This is a genomic window from Janthinobacterium salmonicoloratum, assembly GCF_051380845.1.
Lineage (GTDB): Bacteria > Pseudomonadota > Gammaproteobacteria > Burkholderiales > Burkholderiaceae_D > Janthinobacterium > Janthinobacterium lividum_F.
This window is the reverse complement of the sequence record NZ_JBNYXV010000002.1, coordinates 759,261-777,244: the sequence shown is the minus strand read 5'-3', so window position 1 is coordinate 777,244 and position 17,984 is coordinate 759,261. Positions and strand designations below refer to the sequence as shown.

The window sequence follows — 17,984 nt, the reverse complement described above, 5'->3', positions numbered from 1 at the left end:
ATAAGCAATTTTCATTGGCGTAGTAAACCATCCCACCCTATGCTGGCAAGGCGTCCATCCACCATGACACAGGGAAAGCATGATCAACAAAATGACGGGATTGCTGGGCTTGCTGCTGCTGGGCACGACCTGGACTGCGTTGGCCGCCCCGCCCGGCAGCGGTACTGAGCAGCTCGTGCAACACGACCAGCAGCGCGCGCTCGATGCGGCGCTGGCCGCCATCGTCGATGACCAGGCCCACCCGTTGGCCAGCCTGTCCGTGCTGGCCATCCACCAGGGGAAAGTGTCGTATCAGCAACAATTTGGCTACCGGCACATCGGCGTTACGCCAGCGGACAGCTTGCCCGTGACGCCGGCCACCCTGTTCCGCATCGCTTCCGTATCGAAGATGATGACCACCCTGGGCCTGATGCGGCTGGTCGAGCAGGGCAAGCTGAGCCTGGACCAGGACGTGGGCATCTATCTGGGCTTTTCCCTGCGCAACCCGCACTTTCCCCAGCAAGCCGTGACCCTGCGCAGCTTGCTCAGCCACACGTCCTCGCTGCGCGACGCTGGCGGCTACGCATGGGGACCAGAACGCAGCCTGCGTGACGTGTTTACGGCCGGCGGCGACAACATGTGGGATCGCGCCGCAGCGCCGGGCCACTATTTTACGTATGCCAACCTGAACTGGGGCGTGATCGGCACCGTGATGGAAAAGGTCACGGGCGAGCGCTTCGACTTGCTGATGCGGCGTTTGCTGCTCGATCCCCTCGATGTGCGCGGCGGCTACCACCCGGCGGCATTCTCCAAGGAAGAGCTGGCGAATACGGCCACCTTGTACCGCAAGCGCACGCTGGACACAGAAATCTGGCAACCGCAAGGGCCGTGGATCGCCCAGGCCGATGATTTTTACAAGCACCCACCTGCCGGCCTGGCCAGCTATGTGATCGGCAGCAACGCCACCGTCTTCAGTCCCACGGGCGGCTTGCGCATCTCCGCCGCAGGACTGGGCACGGTCATGCAGATGCTGCTCGACGGTGGCCGTCATCAGGGCAAGCAGCTATTGCAGCCAGCCAGCATCGCCTTGATGTTTTCCCGGCAATGGCAGCTGGCGCCCGATCGCGGCAATGGCAACAGCGAACAGGGCCTGTACCGCGCCTGGGGCTTGGGCAACCAGCAGTTCGATGCGGTGGCGGGGAAGGGCAATGGCCTGGTCGAGGGCGCCAGTTTTCATGCGGTCGGCCACCTGGGCGACGCATATGGGCTCGTCTCCGCCTTCGTGCTCGATTTGAAGAACAAGAACGGCATGGTGATGCTGGTGGGCGGCACGGGCAGCGACCCCGAACGCCATCCGGGCACCTATTCCGCCATGGGGCGCAGCGAGGAATTGATACTCACCACTCTATACCGTGGTGCGATTGCCAACAATCAGCCCTTGCATTGAAATGGTGCATTCCTGAAAGTTATGGCTGCACCATGATGTTTCATTGGCTCCCTGACCGGCCAGCCTCTAAGCTCTTCCCGAATGCTCCCGCACCATGGGAGCGCAACGCAGCGAGGCAACATGCAGCAACAAGTCATCATCATCGGCGGCGGCGTCGTCGGTCTGACATCGGCCTGGTGGCTGGCCGAGGCCGGCTACAAGGTCACCTTACTGGAACGCAATGAACAAGTGGCGATCGCCGCCAGCTACCGCAATGGCGGCCAGCTCAGCTATCGCTATGTGGCGCCCCTGGCGGACGCGGGCGTCCCCTTCAAAGCCCTGCAATGGCTGCTGCAGAAAGATGGTCCGCTGCGCTTCCGGCCCGAAGCGGACTGGCGCCAGTGGCGCTGGATGGCCAGTTTCCTGCGTAATTGCAATGCTGCCAGCAATGCCCGCACGACGGCCAAGCTGCTGCAATTGGGAGAATGGAGCCGCGCCGGCATGGCCCAGCTGGAGTTGAGCGTACCGCCGGAAGCGTATGCCTGGCGTGACGCGGGCAAGCTCATCGTCTACCGCTCGCCGGCCATCTTTCAGCGGGCCATAGCCCGGCCCGAGTCGGAAGAAGCGCGCATCGTCCTGTCGCCGCTTGAAGCCGTACAGCGCGAACCGGCGCTGGCCGCCCTGCAGGGTGCACTGGCGGGCGGCATCTTCACGGAAGGCGAAGCGGTGGCCGATTGCCACGCGTTTTGCCTGGCCCTGGAAGCGCGCTTGCTGCAGCACCCGAATTGTTCACTCATATTAAAAGGCGAAGCGCGCCGCCTCGTCACGCACAAGGGCAGGATCACGGGCGTCGACACCAGCCTGGGCTTGCTGCAAGCGGACCATTACGTGCTGGCGGCCGGCATCCAGAGCCGCGACCTGGCCGCCACGGCAGGCGTGTACCTGCCCCTGTACCCGTTGAAAGGCTACAGCCTGACGGCGCCCATCCGCGCGCAGCACCAGGCGCCCGAGATCAGCATCACGGATTTCGAACGCAAGGTGCTGTATGCGCGCATCGGTGGCGACCTGCGCGTGGCCGCCATGGTCGACATGGTGGGCGCCGACAACAGCATCGACTGGGGCCGCATCGCCGGCCTGACGCGCCTGGCGCGCGAAGCCATGCCGCATGGCGCCGATTACGACCAGGCCACGGCCTGGGCTGGCCTGCGCCCCGCCACGCCGAACAGCGCGCCGCTCGTGGGCGCCAGCAAAGTTGGCAATCTGTGGCTCAACGTGGGCCATGGCCCGCTGGGCTTTACCTTTGCCGCCGGCACGGCGCGCATCCTGGCCGACCTCATGGCGGGCAAGGCGCCGCCGTTCGCGCTGGACTTCCTCAGCCCGAAAAAATAGCAGGCCAAGGCAGCGCGCACGCGCCGCTGCCGATATGGCGGATAATTGCGGAACTTTCCCGTTCCCTGTCTGCCAACGCATGCCCACACCCTCGACATCTGCCGCCTGCCCCTGTGGCGGCGCCTCCTACGCCAGCTGCTGCGGCCCGTATATCGCGGGCGACGCCTTGCCGCCCACGACCGAAGCGCTGATGCGCTCGCGCTATACGGCATTTACCTTGCGCGATGAGCCCTATCTGCGCGCCACCTGGCATGCCAGCACCTGTCCTGCCGACGCTTTATTTGCCGAAGAAGAAAAAGTCCACTGGCTGGGACTTGAGGTAAAATCTGCTTTACGTTTACGTCAACGTAAAGCAGAATCAGCAGATCAAGCCGAAGAGATACACCGCGACAGCGTCGAATTCGTGGCCCGCTACAAGGTCAACGGCCGCGCGCACCGCCTGCATGAAGTAAGCCGCTTCGTGCGCGAGGTGGACAAGAGCGGTGATGGCGCCCTGCGCTGGTTTTATCTCGACGGCAGTTTTCCCGAATAGCGCGACCCGAGAGACCGGGCGATAATAAAAAGGAACCGCAATGCCGCACATCGAAAGCAAACTCAATCCGCGCAGTGAAGATTTCAAGGCCAATGCCGCGGCCATGCAAGCCATCGTCGACGATTTGCGCGACAAGGTCGAGAAAATCGCTGCCGGCGGCGGCGAGGCGGCGGCCGCCAAGCATCTGGCGCGTGGAAAACTGCTGCCGCGCGACCGCGTGCAAATGCTGCTCGATCCCGGCACGCCCTTCCTCGAGTTTTCCCAGATGGCGGCCTACGCCATGTACCAGGACGCCAAGGGCGTCGATGCGGCGCCTTCCGCCGGCATCATCACCGGCATCGGCAGGGTCTCGGGCCAGGAATGCGTCATCGTGTGTAACGACGCCACCGTCAAGGGCGGCACGTATTACCCGATGACGGTCAAGAAGCACTTGCGCGCCCAGGAAATCGCCGACCAGAACAACCTGCCCTGTATCTACCTGGTCGACTCGGGCGGCGCCAACCTGCCGAACCAGGACGACGTCTTCCCCGACCGCGACCATTTTGGCCGCATCTTCTACAACCAGGCGAATCTGTCGGCCAAGGGCATCCCGCAAATCGCCGTCGTGATGGGCTCTTGCACGGCCGGTGGCGCGTATGTGCCGGCCATGAGCGATGAATCGATCATCGTCAAGGAGCAGGGCACGATTTTCCTCGGCGGCCCGCCGCTGGTGAAAGCGGCCACCGGCGAAGTGGTGACGGCTGAAGACCTCGGTGGCGGCGACGTGCACACGCGTTTGTCCGGCGTGGTCGACCACCTGGCGCAAAACGATTTGCATGCGCTCTCGCTGGCGCGCACCATCGTCTCGAACCTGAACCGCACCAAGCCGCAGCAGATGGCCTTGCGTGCATCCGTCGAGCCGAAATACCCGACGCAGGAACTGTATGGCGTGATCCCCGTCGACACGCGCAAGCCCTTCGATGTGCGGGAAGTGATCGCGCGCATCGTCGACGGCAGCGATTTCGACGAATTCAAGGCCCGCTACGGCACCACCCTGATCTGCGGCTTCGCGCATATCTATGGCGTAAAAGTCGGCATCATCGCCAACAACGGCATTTTGTTCTCTGAATCGGCCCTGAAAGGCACGCACTTCATTGAACTGTGCTGCCAGCGCAAGATCCCGCTCGTCTTCCTGCAAAACATCACCGGCTTCATGGTGGGCCGCAAGTACGAAAACGAGGGCATTGCCCGCAATGGCGCCAAGATGGTCACGGCCGTAGCCACGGCGGCCGTGCCGAAATTCACGGTGATCATCGGCGGCAGCTTCGGCGCCGGCAATTACGGCATGTGCGGCCGCGCGTTTTCTCCGCGTTTCATGTGGATGTGGCCGAATGCGCGCATTTCCGTGATGGGCGGCGACCAGGCGGCTTCCGTGCTGGCCACCGTCAAGCGCGACGGCATCGAAGGCAAGGGCGGGCAGTGGAGTGCGGACGAGGAAGCCGCCTTCAAGCAGCCGATCAAGGACCAGTACGAACACCAGGGCCACCCGTACTATGCCACCGCGCGCCTGTGGGACGATGGCGTGATCGACCCGGCCGACACCCGCATGGTGCTGGGCCTGGGCCTGTCGGCGGCGCTCAACGCCGAAATCCCGGACACGAAGTTCGGCGTATTTCGTATGTAACCGGCAATAAGGGAGAAAATAATGGAATTTGAAACCTTAAAGCTGGTCATCGAGGGCAATGTCGCTACCGTGACCCTGAACCGTCCCGACGTGCGCAACGCCTTCAACGAGACGACGATCGCCGAACTGGCGCGCGCTTTCGAAGGCTTGGGGCGCAGCGACATGGTGCGCGCCATCGTGCTGGCCGCGAATGGCGCCGCCTTTTGCGCCGGTGCGGACTTGAACTGGATGAAGAAGATGGCAGGCTATACGCATGCCGAAAACCAGGCCGACGCGCTGCAGCTGGCGCAGATGCTGCGCACGATTTACCTGTGTCCCAAGCCCGTGGTGGCGAAGATCCAGGGCGACTGTTATGCGGGCGGCATGGGTCTGGTCGCCGCATGCGATATCATTCTGGTTGCGGAAGACGTGCATTTCTGCCTGAGCGAAGTGCGGCTGGGACTGATCCCAGCCACTATTTCACCGTATGTCATCAAGGCCATGGGCGAAAACGCGGCACGCCGCTATTTCCTGACCGCGGAGCGATTCTCCGCCCAGGAAGCGCTACGCATCGGCTTTGCCCACGAGGTAGTCGCAGCAAGCGCACTGGACGCGAAAACCGCCGAAGTGCTCAAAGCGCTGACGGGCAACAGCCCGCACGCCGTGGCGCAAGCGAAAACGCTGGTGCGCGAGATCGCCGGCCAGCCGGTCACTGATGCGCTGCTGTTGGACACCGCCGAGCGCATCGCGCAGATCCGCGCCTCGGAGCAGGGACGCGAAGGCGTGCAGTCCTTCCTCGACAAGCGCAAGCCGAGTTGGCTCACGGGCTAGTTAATAGTCCAAAGCTCATGGACTAAGAATATCATTGGAGCAGTTTTGAAAGCAGAAAAACAATCGGGCTGGGTCGAACGCAGTCTGCGCAGCGTGTGGCATCCGTGCACGCAAATGCAGCACCACGAGACTGTACCCCTCATCCCCGTCAGCCATGGCCGCGGCGCCTGGCTGTATGACCACGAAGGCCGACGCTACCTGGACGCCATCAGTTCCTGGTGGGTGAACCTGTTCGGCCATGCCAACCCGCGCATCAACGCGGAACTGAAGGATCAGCTGGACCGCCTGGAACACGCGATGCTGGCCGGTTTCACGCATGAACCGGTGGTCGAACTGTCGGAAAAGCTGTCGGCATTGACCGGCGGCGTACTCGGTCACAGCTTTTACGCGTCCGACGGCGCCTCGGCCGTGGAAATCGCCCTGAAAATGAGTTTTCACGCCTGGCGCAACAGCGGCAAAAGTGAAAAACAGGAATTCGTCTGTTTAAAGGGCAGCTACCACGGCGAAACCATCGGCGCGCTGGCCGTCACCGATGTCGCCCTGTTCAAGGATGCCTACGGCCCCTTGCTGCGCGCCTCGCAGACGGTGATGTCGCCCGACTTCCGCCAGGCGGCCGAGGGCGAATCGGCGCAAGACGTGGCGCGCCGCGCCGCCGCCGACGTCGAACTTTTGTTCCAGGAAAAAGCCGACAAGATCGCCGCCATCATCATCGAGCCGCTGGTGCAGTGCGCCACCGGCATGGCCATGCACGACCCGCTGTACCTGTCGCTGGTACGCGCCCTGTGCGACCGCTATCAAGTCCACTTGATCCTCGATGAAATCGCCGTCGGCTGCGGCCGCACGGGCACCTTCTTTGCGTGCGAACAGGCCGGCATCTGGCCCGACTTCGTCTGCTTGTCGAAAGGCATCAGCGGCGGCTACCTGCCTTTATCCCTGGTGATGACGCGCGAAGACATCTACCAGGCCTTCTACAGCACCGACGTGCGCCGCGGCTTTTTGCATTCGCACTCGTACACAGGCAACCCGCTGGCCTGCCGCGCCGCGCTGGCGACCCTGTCGATTTTCGAGGAAGACGATGTGCTGGTGGCCAACCGCGCGCGCGCCGCCAAGATCACGCGCGCCCTGGCGCCGCTGACGCAGCACGAGCGCGTAAAACACTTCCGCCAGCAGGGCATGATCTGGGCCTTCGATGCGGTGGACGCTGCACCCGATTTTTCGCGCCGCTTCTTCAGCACGGCGCTGGAACACGAACTCCTGATGCGCCCGATCGGCTCCACCGTCTACCTGATGCCGCCGTACATCCTCGACGACGCAGAAATCGCGGGCCTCGGCCAGCAGACCCTGGCCGTCTTCAATAGCGTGATCGGAGCCTGAGATGGAACTGATCGCGCGATTACAACAGCAGTTGCAGGGGCTGGAAGAGCGCAGCCTGATCCGCCGCCGCCGCACCGTCGACACGCCATGCGCGCCACGCCTGACGGTCGATGGCCGCGAGATGCTGGCCTTTTGCAGCAATGACTACCTGGGCCTGGCGTCGCATCCGCGCATCGTGGAAGCGCTGAAAGAGGGCGCCGACCTGTATGGCGCCGGCAGCGGCGCTTCGCACCTGATCAGCGGTCATAGCCGCGCCCACGCGCAGCTGGAAGAACGGCTGGCCGATTTCGTGGGCGCCAACCTGGAAAACGCGCGCGCCCTGTATTTCTGTACCGGCTACATGGCTAATTTAGCTGTGCTGACCGCCTTGTCGGTGGGCGATGCGGAAGCGGAGATTTTTTCGGAAGCGCTGAACCACGCTTCGCTGATCGACGGCACCCGCCTGGCCCGCGCCAAGACGCGCGTGTACCCGCACGCCGACCTCGATGCCTTGGCGGCACTGCTCGCGACAAGCAAGGCACAAACGAAAATCGTCGTTACCGACAGCGTCTTCAGCATGGATGGCGACCTGGCGCCGCTGCCTGCGCTGCTGGCCCTGTGCGAACAACATGGCGCCTGGCTGGTGGTTGACGATGCGCACGGCTTCGGTGCGCTGGGCGCCAATGGCCGCGGCGCACTGGAACACTTCGACCTGCATTCGCCGCACCTGGTGTATGTGGGCACGTTGGGAAAATCGGCCGGCGTGGGTGGCGCCTTTGTTTGCGCGCATGATGCCGTCATCGAAACCCTGATCCAGAAGGCGCGCCCGTACATCTTCACCACGGCGGCGGCGCCTGCGCTCGCGCATGCGCTCTTGGCCAGCCTGGACATCATCGCCGGTGACGAAGGAAAACAACGTCGGGTGCACCTGGCGGCGCTGGTGGCGCAATGGAACGAGGGCTTGCAGCTGCAACGCTGGCAAGCCTTGCCGTCGCTCTCCGCCATCCAGCCCGTCATCATCGGCGAGAATGCGGACATGCTGGCCATCGCCGCCACCCTGTACCAGCAAGGCCTGTGGGTCGGCGCGATTCGCCCGCCTACCGTCCCCGTTGGCACGGCGCGCCTGCGCGTGACCCTGTCGGCCGGCCACACGGCGCCAGAAGTGGCGCAATTGATCAACGCAGTCAACACCCTGGAAAGGACACGCCATGAGCCTTGATGACCCCATCGTGGCCGAAGTGCTGGCGGACCTGGCGCCGGCCGTGCAACCGGCGCCGGCCACTGCAGCCCTGCCATCGCGCTTTGCCTGTTTCGTCACCGGTACCGACACGGAAATCGGCAAGACCTTGACGTCGTCGGCCCTGCTGCATGCGCTGGTCGCGCGCGGCGTGCGTGCCTGCGGCATGAAGCCTGTCGCCGCCGGCGCCGAGATGCGCGACGGCGAGCTGCATAATGAAGACGCCGACAGCCTGATCGCCGCCGGCAACGTCACCATGCTGCGCAGCCTGACCACGCCCTATATGCTGAAGGAACCGGCGGCGCCGCATATCGCCGCCGCCCTCGAAGGCGTCAGCATCGAGTCGGTACCGATCCTGGCCGCCTACCTGGAAATCGCCGCCGCCTCGGACGCCGTCGTGGTCGAAGGCGTGGGCGGTTTTCGCGTGCCCCTGTCGCCCGGTTTTGATTCGGCCGACCTGGCGCAGCAGCTCGATCTGCCTGTGATCCTGGTGGTCGGCATGCGCCTGGGTTGCATCAGCCAGGCCTTGCTGACGCTGGAAGCCATCGAAGCGCGCGGCCTGACGGTGATCGGCTGGGTGGCCAACACCCTGGAAGTGGAAATGCGCTTCCTCGACGAAAATATCGATGCGCTGATCGAGCGCATCCCGGCGCCGCTGCTGGGCAAGGTGCCGCGCCTGACGCAACCGAGCGCGGAAGCGGCGGCGGCGTATCTCGATTTCACCGGCTTGCCCAACTGGCCGGCGCAGCATCCAAACACTTAAAACGTATCCAAAAAATAGAAGCGAAGGAATCACATGTCTCACGTCCAAGAAGCAGCAAAAACCGTCGAACTGCACCGCCCTGCGGCGCGCATTACCGTGCCGGAAGCGGCCACCTGGCCCGTCGCCGATGTGCTGGCCCTGTTCGACCTGCCATTCAATGACCTGATGTTCAAGGCCCAGCAAACCCACCGCATCAACTTCCCCGATGGCGACGTGGAACTGGCGACCCTGTTGTCGATCAAGACGGGCGGTTGCGAGGAAGACTGCGGCTACTGCCCGCAGGCGGCCCGCTACGACACGGGCGTGGAAGCGAAAAAAATCCTCGATATCGACACGGTGCTCGACGCGGCACGCCAGGCGAAAGCCAACGGCGCCACGCGCTTCTGCATGGGCGCCGCCTGGCGCAGCCCGAAAGAGCGCGACATGGAAAAAGTCGAAGAGATGGTGACCAAGGTCAAGGCGCTGGGCCTGGAAACCTGCGCTACTTTGGGCATGCTGGAAGAGGGACAAGCCGACCGCCTGAAAAACGCGGGCCTCGACTTCTATAACCACAACCTCGATACGGCGCCCGAGTTCTACGACAACGTCATCTCCACGCGCGAATACCAGGACCGCCTCGATACCCTGGGCCGCGTGCGCGAAGCAGGCTTGAAAGTATGCTGCGGCGGCATCGTCGGCATGGGCGAAACGCGTCTACAGCGCGCGGGCCTGATCGCCCAGCTGGCCAATTTGAATCCGTATCCGGAATCGGTGCCAGTGAACCACCTGGTGCAGGTGGAAGGCACGCCTTTGTATGGCCTGGAAGCGCTCGACCCGTTCGAATTCGTGCGCACGATCGCCGTGGCCCGCATCACCATGCCAAAAGCGCGCGTGCGTTTGTCGGCCGGCCGCCGCCAGATGGGCGAAGCCGTACAAGCGATGTGCTTCCTGGCGGGCGCCAATTCCATCTTCTACGGCGACAAGCTGCTCACCACCGACAACCCGGAAGCGGAAGACGACCGCACCCTGCTGGGTAAGCTGGGCCTGCAGACGCGCGGCGCCATGCTGGACTCGGTGCAGAAAGAGAAGTGCGGCTGCTGATGCAGCCATCGGAATGCGCCCCACCAGGGCGCATTCCTTCATCGCGACACCTCAGATAAAAAACTTCCAGCCACGAGCTGCAAAGAGAGAGACCATGTTCACTAAAATCCTGATCGCCAACCGCGGCGAAATCGCTTGCCGTGTTGCCGCCACCGCGCGCCGCATGGGCATCCAGACCGTCGCCGTGTATTCCGAAGCGGACGCCAACGCCAAGCACGTCGCCGTGTGCGACGAAGCCGTCTTGATCGGCCCCGCGCCGGCCAAGGAAAGCTACCTGTGCGGCGACAAGATCATCGCCGTGGCGCTGGCCACGGGTGCGCAGGCGATCCACCCCGGCTATGGTTTCCTCTCCGAGAATGCGGACTTCGCCGACGCCTGCCACGCGGCAGGACTCGTCTTCATCGGCCCGCCGGCGTCCGCCATGCGCGCCATGGGTTCCAAATCGGCCGCCAAGTCGCTGATGGAAAAGGCGAATGTACCGCTGGTGCCCGGCTACCACGGCGAGGAACAGGATGCGGACTTCCTGCACACGCAAGCCGACAAGATCGGCTATCCCGTGCTGCTGAAGGCTTCGGCCGGCGGCGGCGGCAAAGGCATGCGCGTCATCGACAACAGCGCCGACTTCAAGGCCGCGCTGGCCTCGTGCAAGCGTGAAGCGATCAGCTCTTTCGGCGACGACAAGGTGCTGGCCGAAAAATACCTGTCGCGTCCGCGGCATATCGAAATCCAGGTGTTTGCCGACACCCTGGGCAACTGCATCTACCTGTTCGAGCGCGATTGCTCGGTGCAGCGCCGTCACCAGAAGGTGCTGGAAGAAGCGCCGGCGCCGGGCATGCCGTCTGACCGCCGCGCCGCCATGGGCGAAGCGGCCGTCGCCGCAGCCAAGGCTGTCGGTTACGTCGGCGCGGGCACGGTGGAATTCATCGCCAACCAGGATGGCTCGTTCTACTTCATGGAGATGAACACGCGTCTGCAGGTGGAGCATCCGGTGACGGAAATGATCACCGGCACCGACCTGGTGGAGTGGCAGTTGCGCGTCGCCTTTGGCGAGCCGCTGCCGAAAAAACAGAGCGAATTGACGATCCATGGCCACGCCATCGAGGCGCGCATCTATGCGGAAAATCCGGAAAAGGGTTTCCTGCCGTCGATCGGCACGCTGCGCCACATGCAGTCGCCTTCCGCCGTGACGTTTGAGCTGGGTGGCACGGTGGTTCCGGCCGCCGTGCGCATCGATTCGGGCGTGCGCGAAGGCGACGCCATTTCGCCGTTCTACGACCCGATGATCGCCAAGCTGATCGTGTGGGGCGCGGACCGCCGCGAAGCGCTCGCGCGCATGGCGCAGGCGCTGGCCGAATACCAGATCGTCGGCCTGGCCAGCAATATCGCCTTTTTGAAACGCCTGGTCGAAGGCCAGGCGTTTTCCAGCGCGGATCTCGATACGGGTTTGATCGAGCGCAATCAAGACACGCTGTTCCCCGCCCTGAAAGCGGCGCCCGACACGGCCCTGGCGCTGGCGTCCGTCGCCTTGCTGCTGGAAGAGAAAACGGCCGCCGAGGCGCAATCGGCCAATCGCGCCGACCCTTGGGGCAATGCCCTGGGCTGGCGCTTGAACAGCACCCTGGGACGCAGCCTGTCGTTCGCCGATGAATTCGCGCTGGCCGGCGACAGCAAGGCCTATGCTGCGCGCATCGCCTACAAGACGGATGGATGGCTGTTCAACGGCCAGCCCCTCACCCTGACGGCGCGCAAAGGCAAGGAGCTGCACATCAAGCTCGGCGAGCGCGCCGTGCACGGCATGGTGCTGCGCGATGGCGAGCAGTTCCACGTGTTCACCAATGGCTTGCACTACACCCTGCATTACAGCGACCCGATGGCACATGCGGGCGAAGTGGAAGCGGAAGGCGGCCGCCTGACGGCACCGATGCCGGGCAAGGTCGTCGCCGTGCTGGTGAACAAAGGGCAGGACGTCAAGAAGGGCGAGCCTCTGGTCATCATGGAAGCGATGAAGATGGAGCACACGATCGCCGCGCCGCACGACGGCCTGGTGGAAGACGTGCTGTACGCGGTCGGCGACCAGGTGGCCGATGGCGCGCCGCTGCTGGCCTTCAAGGCCGCCGCATAGAGGCTGCCACGATGCGCATCCTTTTACAACGTTCGGACGGCAAGGAAGCGGCGTGGATCGCCGATTTCAAGGACTTGCTGCCCGAAGCGGAGATTGCCTTCTGGCGCGAAGGCGACACGTTCGCGCCATGCGACTACGCCGTCGTGTGGCAGCCGCCAGCGGCCATGCTGCCGGCATTGCGCGAAGTCAAAGCCATCTTCAACACGGGCGCGGGCGTCGACGCGCTCCTGAAATTTGGCGAGGCGCTGCCCGCCCACGTGCCGCTGGTGCGCCTGGACGACGCGGGCATGGGCGTGCAGATGGCCGAATATGTGAGCCACGCCGTGCTGCGCCACTTCCGCCGCTTCGACGAATACGAGGCGCAGGGCCGCGCCGGCATCTGGCAGCCGCTGCCCGCCTTCGGCAAGGCGGATTTCCCCGTCGGCGTGCTGGGCATGGGCGTACTGGGCACGCGCGTGCTGCAAGCGCTGGCGCAGTTCGAATTCCCCCTGCGGGGCTGGAGCCGCAGCCGCAAGCACATCGATGGCGTCGCGTGCTTTGCGGGCGAAGAGGGGCTCGATGAATTTTTGCGCGGCACGCGCGTGCTGGTGTGCATGCTGCCGCTCACGCCCGAGACACACAACCTGCTCGACCGCACGCGCCTGTCCATGCTGCTGCCGGGCGCCTACGTCATCAACGTGGCGCGCGGCGCGCATCTCGCCGAACCGGATCTGCTGACCCTGATCCGCTCCGGGCATATCGCCGGGGCGACACTCGACGTGTTCCGCAACGAGCCGCTGCCGCAGCAGCACCCGTTCTGGCAAGAACCGCGTATCACCATCACGCCGCATATTTCGGCGGCCACCCTGCGCCGCGAAAGCGTGGCGCAGATCGCCGCCAAAATGCGCCGCCTGCACGCTGGAGACTCTGTCGCCGGCATCGTCAACCGTTCGCAAGGATATTGAAATGAACCCTACTACCAGTCTGCCCAAGCAGGTGAAGATCGTCGAAGTGGGTCCGCGCGACGGCCTGCAAAACGAGAAGGACACCATCAGTGCCGCCGTCAAGATCGAGCTGGTCGACCGCCTGACCCTGGCCGGCTTCGCCAATATCGAGGCGGCGTCCTTCGTCTCGCCAAAATGGGTGCCGCAGATGGCCACCAGCGCGGAAGTGATGGAAAAGATCGCGCGCCGCACCGGTACCATTTATTCCGCGCTGACGCCGAACATGCAGGGTTTCGAGGCGGCGCTGGCGGCGAAGGCCGATGAAGTGGTGATCTTCGGCTCCGCCTCCGAGGCGTTCTCGCAAAAGAACATCAACTGCTCGATTGCCGAATCGATTGCCCGCTTCGAGGGCGTGGCCAAGGCGGCCAAGGAACATGGTCTGCGCCTGCGCGGCAGCATCAGCTGCGCCTTCGGCTGTCCCTACCAGGGAGAAGTGCCGCTGGACGCCGTGGCCGACGTGGTGGGCCGCATGCGCGACCTGGGTTGCGACGAGATCGACATCGCCGACACCATCGGCGTGGCCACGCCGCGCAAAACGCAGGCGGTGATGGAGCGCGCCATCGCAGCCTTCCACGTGGGCGGCCTGTCCGGCCACTTCCACGACACGTATGGACAGGCGCTGGCGAACATCTACGCCAGCCTGGAAACGGGTATCGCGATCTATCACTCGTCCGTTTCCGGCCTGGGCGGCTGCCCCTACGCCAAGGGCGCCACCGGCAACGTGGCCACCGAGGACGTGCTGTACATGATGCAGGGGCTGGGGATTTCCACCGGCATCGACCTGGACCTGGTGGTGGACGCGGGCCAGTTCATCTCGCAGCAGCTGGGCCGCAAGGGATCTAGCCGCGCCGGCAACGCCATCGCGGCGAAGCGCGCAGGCTGAAATCTGGGGTCAGACCCTCAATGCCGCTAGCGTCAAGCTCAGCGCCAACACATCCGGGGGTCTGACCCCGGCAGTACAGACGAAAAAAAACCCAAGAGCCTGAACTCTTGGGTTTTTTTCTACAAATTTGGTCGGAGTACAAGGATTCGAACCTTGGACCCCCTGGTCCCAAACCAGGTGCGCTACCGGGCTGCGCCACACTCCGAAGACCAAGATAATACAGGCCGTATCGATTTCGGTCAAGGGTCAGGTGAAACTCTATGTAAATTATTTACGCTCGCCACCGGGACGCATGTATTTTTCAAAACGATTGAAATATGCGACACTGGCTTGGCAAGTTTTCCCGATCAGACATGAAGGCGACGACGGCAATGGAGTTCAGGATAGAAAGAAGCGACGGCGGCCGGCCCATGCCGAACCGCCGCGGCATCGTGCTGGGCATCGGCGTGTCCTTGCTGCTGCATGGCGCCTTGATCTATCTGTGGCGCCATGTGCAGCCGACCGTGCAGATGGACACGGCGCCGCGCGTGGAATCGATCGCCGTATGGATACGTCCGCTGGCCGCCAAGCCGCCCCCGCCGCCCGTCGAAGTCGTCAAACCGAAACGCGAACCCAAGCCCATCAGCAAGCCGAAACTCGCTACTGCCCGGGAAACGCCGGTAGCGGCCACGGCGGCGGCATCCAGCCCGCAAGCCATCACGGTCATACCGGCGTCACCAGCCACGCCGGCGGCCAGTGGCGATACCTTCAGGCAAGAAACCCCGGAAACACCGAAATTCGATATGGACGCAGCCAGGAAGACGGCGCGCAAGATGGCCGGCGAGCGCGATCCATCCAAGGTGGGTACGGCCGTGGGGCAAATCCCCGACAAGCCGCTGCAAACGGAAACCCAGCTGGCACGCGATATCGCGCAAGGCAAGCGCGGCGATTGCCGCAGCGCCTATTCAGGCGCGGGCTTGCTGGCCCCCGTGCTGATGTTGCTCGACAAGAAGGACAGCGGCTGCAAGTGGTGAGTCTAACAACATACCCAGATTGGGTACGAGCGTACCCAATCTGGGTATCTCACAATCACCTTATTCCTGCCCCTTCAACTGCAACGCCCGCTCATACAGGGCATTTTTCTTGCGCCCCGTGATCTGCGCCGTCAAATTTGCCGCCTGCTTGACGCTGCATTCGGCCAGCAGGATATTGAGGATGCGTTCCGCTTCCACGTCTTCCGCGTCCTGTGCTTCCGTGGCGCCTTCGAGCAGGACGACGAATTCTCCCTTTTCACGGTGCGCATCGGCGCGTATCCAGCTTTCCGCTTCGGACAGGGGGCAGCGGTGGATTTCCTCGAACATTTTCGTCAGCTCGCGCGCGAACACCACCTGGCGCGTGGGCTCGAACGCTTCCACCAGGGCCGTGGCGCAATCGAGGATGCGGTGCGGCGCTTCATAAAACACCATCGTGGCCGTCACGCCGCGCAGGCTGTGCAGCATGTTTTCGCGCTGCTTGGCTTTCGCCGGCAGGAAGCCGACAAAGTAAAACTGATCATTGAGTAAGCCGCTGGCGGAAATGGCTGTAATCGCCGCCGAGGGGCCGGGCAAAGGCAGCACGCGCAGGCCGGCCGCGCGCACGGCGTCGACGATGCGCGCGCCGGGGTCGGAAACGGCCGGCGTACCAGCATCGGAAACGAGGGCGATGCGCTCGCCGGCGTGCAGGCGGGCAATCAAGGTTTGCGCCACTTCGCGTTCGTTATGTTGATGTGCCGCAATCAATGGCTTGTTCAAGCCAAAGCGCGTCAGCAGGTGCGCCGTGTTGCGCGTATCTTCACAGGCGACGGCATCGGCAAGGCTCAGCAAATGCAGCGCGCGCAGGCTGATATCGGTCACATTGCCGATCGGCGTGGCCACTATATACAATGTTGCGATAGGATAGACCTGGTGCGCCGCCTCTGTCATGATGGGCAGGCTGGCGATGGAACTGATTTCTTGTACGGTCATTTTGGAGGTTAAATGCTTGCTAATAGTGTGAAGTTACTGCTTGTTTGTGCCGCGACCGGCATGCTGAGCGCTTGCAGCACGCCTTGCGACGCGCCCGGGCAATTGTGCGCGCCTATTGAATCTAACACAAGGGCGCTGCCGCCACCGAAGCCGCTTCCACCGCCCGTGCCGCCCAAGCCGCAACCGCCCGAACCGGTGACGTTTGCCGTGGCCGTGCCCGATATTACCGCGTACGACGGAAACGGTGCGCCGTTGGCGCCCATCAACACCAAGCCGGCGACCGGCACGCCGCAGGACATGCCGGCCGCCACGGCACCGGCGCCGTCCGACGGCAAGGCCCACCACATCGGCCTGCTGCTGCCGCTGCGCTCGGCGTCACTGGGCCCGGCCGCCGAACTGCTGCGCGCCGGTTTCATGGCCGCGTATGAACGCGACCGCAGCGGCTTCGAAGTGACGGTGATCGACACGGGCGATGGCAGCAGCGACGTCCTGAACAAGTTTGCGCAAGCACAGGAAGAACAGGACATCGTCGTAGGGCCTTTGTCGCGCTCGGCCGTCACAGCCGTGGCGAATAGTGACCTGGTGCGTAAACCCACGATCGCCCTGAACCACCCGGACAACCGCGGCGACGCGCGCCTGCCGGCCAAGCTGCTGGTGATGGGCCTGTCGATCGAGGCCGAAGCGCGCCAGGTAGCCGCCTGGGCCGCCAGCGAGCAGCCAGGCGCCAGCGCACTGATCCTGTCGGCAGGTTCGCCCTCGCAGCGCCGCATCAGCGCTGCCTTCAAGCAGGAATGGCTGCGCCAGGGCGGCAAGATAGAGACGATGGACTTGACGGCCACGAATGGCTACCTGAGCGATGCCGAGCTGGTGCAACTGCGCGCGCGCCTGGCCGCCACGCCGCCAGGCCTGCTGTTTGCCGCGCTCGACGCCGACCAGGCGCGCCAGCTGCGCGTGGCCATCGGCAGCGATCTGCCCCTGTATGGCACCTCGTCATTGAATCCCGGCACGGGGCGCGGCGCCAGCGGTCCCGAGCTCGACGGTGCGCGCCTGCTGGACTTGCCGTGGCAAGTCCAGCGCGACCATCCGCAAGTGATGGTGTATCCACAGCCCGAGCAGACTGCCGAACGCCGCCTGACGGCCGACATGGAACGCCTGTACGCGCTGGGCATCGATGCCTTCCGCGTGGCGCGCGAAGTGGCGCTGCGGCCGAACGCGCCATTTACCCTCGATGGAGTGACGGGCCGCCTGGCCGTGCGCTTTGAAAACGATCAAAGCGTGTTCGAACGCACGGAGCAAGCCGCCATCTACCAGCAGGGCGTGCTGGGCACTTGGCCACCAACCGCGCCTGTCGCCGTGCCGCCTGCCCAATAAGAGCACGCAAGAGCGCGCCATGCCACCCCTGCCGTTCCAGAATAAACAGGCACGGGGACGGCAAGGGGAAGACGATGCGCTCGCGTATCTGCTGTTGCAAGGCTTGGTGCTGCTACAACGCAACTATCTGTGCAAGGGCGGCGAGCTGGACCTGATCATGCGCGATGGCGCATCCATCGTCTTCGTGGAAGTGCGGCTACGCAGCAGTACAACCTTTGGCGGCGCCCTGGCCAGCATCACGCCAGCCAAGCAGCGGCGCATGGTGCACGCGGCACAAACCTGGCTGCAAGGACAAAAGACGCTGCCGCCTTGCCGCTTCGACGCGCTGGCCATCGATGGCGGGCGCATCAGCTGGCTGAAGAACATCCTCGATATGTAAGCATTTTTAACAGTGCTTGTCCGCCATGCCGC

Annotated in this window: 16 protein-coding genes and 1 tRNA gene; 15 read left to right on the top strand and 2 right to left on the bottom strand. The window is 63.9% G+C overall.

Annotation, left to right across the window (positions count from 1 at the left end; all coding sequences use genetic code 11):
- Positions 1-79: 79 nt before the first annotated feature.
- The 12 genes from ACQ4WY_RS16685 to ACQ4WY_RS16630 all read left to right on the top strand — a co-directional run bounded on the left by ACQ4WY_RS16685 (position 80) and on the right by ACQ4WY_RS16630 (position 14,220).
- Complete coding sequence (locus tag ACQ4WY_RS16685) at positions 80-1,426, top strand: serine hydrolase domain-containing protein (RefSeq protein ID WP_436504981.1); 1,347 nt, start codon at positions 80-82, stop codon at positions 1,424-1,426.
- 81 nt (positions 1,427-1,507) lie between these two features.
- Complete coding sequence (locus ACQ4WY_RS16680) at positions 1,508-2,794, top strand: D-amino acid dehydrogenase (RefSeq protein ID WP_436504980.1); 1,287 nt, start codon at positions 1,508-1,510, stop codon at positions 2,792-2,794.
- Positions 2,795-2,873: 79 nt separating this feature from the next.
- Entirely contained in the window at positions 2,874-3,326 is a 453-nt protein-coding gene (locus ACQ4WY_RS16675) for a YchJ family protein (RefSeq protein ID WP_436504979.1), read from the top strand.
- 40 nt (positions 3,327-3,366) lie between these two features.
- Positions 3,367-4,989, top strand: a complete 1,623-nt coding sequence (locus tag ACQ4WY_RS16670; protein ID WP_353659482.1) for a carboxyl transferase domain-containing protein — start codon at positions 3,367-3,369, stop codon at positions 4,987-4,989.
- Positions 4,990-5,010: 21 nt separating this feature from the next.
- On the top strand, positions 5,011-5,799 hold the full coding sequence (locus ACQ4WY_RS16665; protein WP_436504978.1) for an enoyl-CoA hydratase/isomerase family protein: 789 nt from the start codon (positions 5,011-5,013) through the stop codon (positions 5,797-5,799).
- A 45-nt stretch (positions 5,800-5,844) separates the two neighbouring features.
- Positions 5,845-7,173, top strand: coding sequence for an adenosylmethionine--8-amino-7-oxononanoate transaminase (gene bioA, locus ACQ4WY_RS16660; RefSeq protein ID WP_436504977.1), 1,329 nt, complete (start codon positions 5,845-5,847; stop codon positions 7,171-7,173).
- Position 7,174: 1 nt separating this feature from the next.
- The gene (gene bioF / locus ACQ4WY_RS16655) at positions 7,175-8,371 is read left to right on the top strand and encodes an 8-amino-7-oxononanoate synthase (RefSeq protein WP_436504976.1); all 1,197 of its coding nucleotides are present in this window, start codon (positions 7,175-7,177) and stop codon (positions 8,369-8,371) included.
- Positions 8,361-9,152 (top strand): dethiobiotin synthase, encoded by a 792-nt coding sequence (gene bioD, locus ACQ4WY_RS16650; RefSeq protein WP_436504975.1) that lies wholly within the window; start codon positions 8,361-8,363, stop codon positions 9,150-9,152. Before bioF ends, bioD begins: the two co-directional genes overlap by 11 nt.
- A gap of 33 nt (positions 9,153-9,185) precedes the next feature.
- On the top strand, positions 9,186-10,232 hold the full coding sequence (bioB, locus tag ACQ4WY_RS16645; RefSeq protein ID WP_353659478.1) for a biotin synthase BioB: 1,047 nt from the start codon (positions 9,186-9,188) through the stop codon (positions 10,230-10,232).
- 94 nt (positions 10,233-10,326) lie between these two features.
- Positions 10,327-12,354, top strand: coding sequence for an acetyl/propionyl/methylcrotonyl-CoA carboxylase subunit alpha (locus ACQ4WY_RS16640; protein WP_436504974.1), 2,028 nt, complete (start codon positions 10,327-10,329; stop codon positions 12,352-12,354).
- Between the two features lie 11 nt (positions 12,355-12,365).
- The gene (locus ACQ4WY_RS16635; protein ID WP_436504973.1) at positions 12,366-13,298 is read left to right on the top strand and encodes a 2-hydroxyacid dehydrogenase; all 933 of its coding nucleotides are present in this window, start codon (positions 12,366-12,368) and stop codon (positions 13,296-13,298) included.
- Between the two features lies 1 nt (position 13,299).
- On the top strand, positions 13,300-14,220 hold the full coding sequence (locus ACQ4WY_RS16630) for a hydroxymethylglutaryl-CoA lyase (protein ID WP_436504972.1): 921 nt from the start codon (positions 13,300-13,302) through the stop codon (positions 14,218-14,220).
- A gap of 128 nt (positions 14,221-14,348) precedes the next feature.
- Here ACQ4WY_RS16630 and ACQ4WY_RS16625 read toward each other — a convergent pair.
- A tRNA-Pro gene (locus ACQ4WY_RS16625) sits at positions 14,349-14,425 on the bottom strand.
- A gap of 205 nt (positions 14,426-14,630) precedes the next feature.
- Here ACQ4WY_RS16625 and ACQ4WY_RS16620 point away from each other — a divergent pair.
- Complete coding sequence (locus ACQ4WY_RS16620) at positions 14,631-15,233, top strand: hypothetical protein (RefSeq protein ID WP_436504971.1); 603 nt, start codon at positions 14,631-14,633, stop codon at positions 15,231-15,233.
- 60 nt (positions 15,234-15,293) lie between these two features.
- Here ACQ4WY_RS16620 and rsmI read toward each other — a convergent pair whose 3' ends face one another.
- On the bottom strand, positions 15,294-16,202 hold the full coding sequence (gene rsmI / locus ACQ4WY_RS16615) for a 16S rRNA (cytidine(1402)-2'-O)-methyltransferase (protein ID WP_166446200.1): 909 nt from the start codon (positions 16,200-16,202) through the stop codon (positions 15,294-15,296).
- Positions 16,203-16,367: 165 nt separating this feature from the next.
- Between rsmI and ACQ4WY_RS16610 the strand changes: the two genes are divergently transcribed.
- Together ACQ4WY_RS16610 and ACQ4WY_RS16605 are read left to right on the top strand one after the other, a co-directional pair.
- Positions 16,368-17,573 carry a penicillin-binding protein activator gene (locus ACQ4WY_RS16610; RefSeq protein WP_436504970.1) on the top strand — a complete coding sequence of 402 codons (1,206 nt, stop codon included), beginning with the start codon at positions 16,368-16,370 and terminating at the stop codon, positions 17,571-17,573.
- Positions 17,574-17,592: 19 nt separating this feature from the next.
- On the top strand, positions 17,593-17,952 hold the full coding sequence (locus ACQ4WY_RS16605) for a YraN family protein (RefSeq protein ID WP_436504969.1): 360 nt from the start codon (positions 17,593-17,595) through the stop codon (positions 17,950-17,952).
- Positions 17,953-17,984: the final 32 nt, after the last annotated feature.